This window comes from Longimicrobiaceae bacterium (assembly GCA_035936415.1).
Classification (GTDB): domain Bacteria; phylum Gemmatimonadota; class Gemmatimonadetes; order Longimicrobiales; family Longimicrobiaceae; genus JAFAYN01.
Genome location: DASYWD010000516.1, coordinates 1 through 3,148, shown reverse-complemented (window position 1 = coordinate 3,148; position 3,148 = coordinate 1). Strand labels below are relative to the sequence as shown.

General features: G+C 73.6%; 4 protein-coding genes. All 4 read right to left on the bottom strand.

Annotated features, from left to right (window positions below):
* On the bottom strand, positions 1-811 hold an 811-nt coding region (locus tag VGR37_20810; GenBank protein ID HEV2149852.1), incomplete at its 3' end, for a hypothetical protein.
* Between the two features lies 1 nt (position 812).
* Complete coding sequence (locus tag VGR37_20805; GenBank protein ID HEV2149851.1) at positions 813-1,670, bottom strand: permease-like cell division protein FtsX; 858 nt, start codon at positions 1,668-1,670, stop codon at positions 813-815.
* 3 nt (positions 1,671-1,673) lie between these two features.
* A complete protein-coding gene (gene ftsE / locus VGR37_20800; GenBank protein HEV2149850.1) occupies positions 1,674-2,381 on the bottom strand; it encodes a cell division ATP-binding protein FtsE in 708 nt (235 codons plus the stop codon).
* Positions 2,382-2,427: 46 nt separating this feature from the next.
* Positions 2,428-3,148 (bottom strand): 4-hydroxythreonine-4-phosphate dehydrogenase PdxA (gene pdxA, locus VGR37_20795; GenBank protein ID HEV2149849.1); only part of this gene is annotated, 721 nt, incomplete at its 5' end.

Below are 3,148 nucleotides of genomic sequence, written 5' to 3'. Positions count from 1 at the left end.
CGGCTTCCCTGCGCTCCTCCGCGACGCGGGCGGCTTCGCGGCGCTCCGCCTCCCGCCGCTCGGCCTCCTTGCGGCGGCGCTCCAGCGTGGCGATCAGCGAGGTGAGCTGCCGCTCGTCCCGCGCCAGCTCCTCGATGCGGCCCTGCGTGCTGCGCTGCTGGTTCTGGAGCTGCCCCAGCGTGCGGCTCCGCTCCTCCCGCAGCCTCTCGAGCTGCTCGTGCTCCGTCAGCCGCTCGCCGCGCAGGAGCTGCACCTCTTCCAGGCTCCGCTTGAGCTGGCGGTCGCGGAGCACGAGCTGCGACTGCAGCTCGCGGACGTCCTCCATCAGCGTGCGGTCGTGGCGCGCCACCAGGTGGAGGTACTTGTAGCGGTTGAGCAGGTCGCTGAAGCTCTCGGCCGCCAGGAGCACCTGCGCCGACTGCAGCGGCCCACGCTTGTAGATGTCGCGCAGGCGGCGCTGTACCAGCGCCCGGCGCTCCGCCAGCCGGTCCTGCGTCTCCAGCAGCTCGCGCGTGGTCCGGGCGATCTGCTCCTCGGTGCGCGCGAGCTGGAACTCCACCTCGTGCAGCACCCCCGCCGACACGTCCACCTGGCGGCGGAGGAGCTGCTCCTCGCCGGACAGGTTCCGCACCTGCGAGCGGAGGCTCTTCAGCTCGTCGGCGAGGTCGCGCCGCTCCTGGCGGATCTCCTGGAGCCGGCGCTGGCTCTGGGACAGCTCGCGGGCGGGGTTCTGCTGCTGCGCCCCCGCGAGCGCGGGGAGGGCGGCGAGCAGGACTGCGGTGAGCAGGGCGAGCCGGCGGACCACGGACATCTCAGACCGCGCGGAGGTGACGGCGCACCGCGATGGCGCTGGAGACGAAGCCGAACACGGCGCCCGCCCCCACGCCCGCGGCCACCCAGGGGAGCGGGAGCCACTCGATGCGGAGCAGCACCACGTCCACCACGCGGAAGGCGGCGAAGGCCAGCCCCACCGCCAGCAGCCCGCCCAGGATCCCGGAGACCAGCCCCTCCAGGAGGAAGGGGCGGCGCACGAAGCCGTCCGTGGCGCCCACCAGCCGCATCACGGAGATCTCCTCCCGGCGCGCGAACACCGCGATCCGCACGGCCGTGGCGATGATGATCGCCGCCACCAGGGCGAAGGCCCCGCCGATGATCCCGGCCGCGCCCCCGGCGATGCGGCGCAGGGAGACGATCTTGTCCAGCCAGTCGCGCCCGAAGCGGACGTCCTCCACGAACGGGTAGGCGGCCAGCCCCATCGCCACCCGCTCCACCGACTCGGGGTTGCGGGAGCCCGGCTTCAGCCGCAGCTCCAGCGAGGCGGGGAGGGGGTTGGTCTCCAGGTCCGTGAAGACGTCCCGGAACTCCTCCATCTCGCGCATGGCGGTGGCGAGCGCCTCGGTCTTGGAGACGTAGCGCACCTCCTCCACCTCGGGGAGGAGCAGGACGTCCTGCTGGAGCAGGCGGACCTGCTCGTCGGTGGCGTCGTCGCGGAGGTAGGTGACCACCTCCACCCGCTCCTCGATCCGCTCGATCGCCCGGCGGATGTTGTGCGCCGTGAGCCCGAAGAGCGCCACCACGAAGAGGGAGAACGCCACCGCCACCACCGAGAGGAGGGTGAGCAGCGGCGAGCGCCGGAAGGCGGAGAGGGCTTCGCGAAGTGCGTACGGCATGGGTCAGATCCGCTCGGGGACTGCGGGGATGGCGGGCGCGGCGGCGGCGGCGGAGTCGAACACGACCGTCCCGTGGCTCATCTCGATCACCCGGTACTCCGGGTGGGCGCGGACCAGATCCAGGTCGTGCGTCGCCATGAGCACCGTCATCCCCATCGCGTTGATCTCGCGGAACAGGTCGAAGACCCCCCGCGCCGCCCAGGCGTCCAGGTTCCCGGTCGGCTCGTCAGCGAGGAGGACCACCGGGTCGTTCGCCAGGGCGCGCGCCACGGCCACCCGCTGCCGCTCCCCGCCCGAGAGCTCGTCCGGATAGGCGCGGGCCTTGGCGGCGAGGCCCACCTGGGCGAGGAGCCGGGCCACGCGCGGCGCGATGGTGGCACGCTTGGCCCCGGTGACCTCCAGCGCGAAGGCCACGTTCTCCTCCGCGGTGCGGTCGTGGAGGAGGCGGAAGTCCTGAAAGACCACGCCCAGCCTGCGGCGCAGCTTCGGGATCTCACGCTGGCGCAGCTTCACGGAGGAGAAGCCCGAGACGCGCACCTCGCCCGAGGTGGGGCGCTCCGCCATCATCAGGAGGCGGAGGATCGTCGACTTCCCTGCGCCGGAGTGCCCCGTGAGGAAGGCGAACTCCCCCTTGCGCAGGTGGAAGGTGACGTCGTCGAGGGCCGCTCCGGAGCGCGGGTATTCCTTGCGTACGGAGACGAGTCGGATCACGGGAAGAATGCCGCTTCGGAGGGGGATCTGGGGACGGGGACGAAAGTTATCTACGCCGCCCCCCGCTGTCAAAGCCCGCGAGGCGGACCGCCAGGAGGAGCGCCTCCTTCATGGAGGAGGGGTCGGCCACGCCGCGGCCGGCGATGTCGAGCGCCGTCCCGTGGTCCGGCGAGGTGCGGGGGAAGGGGAGCCCCAGCGTCACGTTGACGCCGCTCCCGAAGGCCGCCGTCTTGAAGGCCGCCATCCCCACGTCGTGGTAGGGAGCCACCACCGCGTCGAACTCGCCGCGCACCGCGCGGGTGAACACGGTGTCCGCGGGGACCGGCCCCGTGGCCGCGATCCCCTCGCCGCGCAGCGCCTCCAGCGCCGGGGCCATCACGCGCGCCTCCTCGTCGCCGAAGAGGCCGCCGTCCGAGGCGTGGGGGTTCACCGCGCAGAGGGCGATGCGGGGCTCCGCGATCCCCCACGCGCGGCGGAGCGCCGCGTGGGTGAGCCGGGCCTGCCGGACCAGGAGGTCGGGCGAGAGCGCGGCGGGGACGTCGCGCAGGGCGAGGTGCGTGGTCGCCAGGACCACGCGAAGAGGGCCGCCGAGCGCGGTGCGCTCGGCGGCCATCATCATCGCCACGTCGGGGACGCCCGCCAGCTCGCGGAGCATCTCGGTGTGGCCGGGGAAGCGCCACCCCCCGGCGTGGAAGGCCGCCTTGTCCAGCGGGGCCGTGACCAGCGCGTCCGCCCCCCCGGCCAGCGCCAGCGCGGTCGCGCGGCGC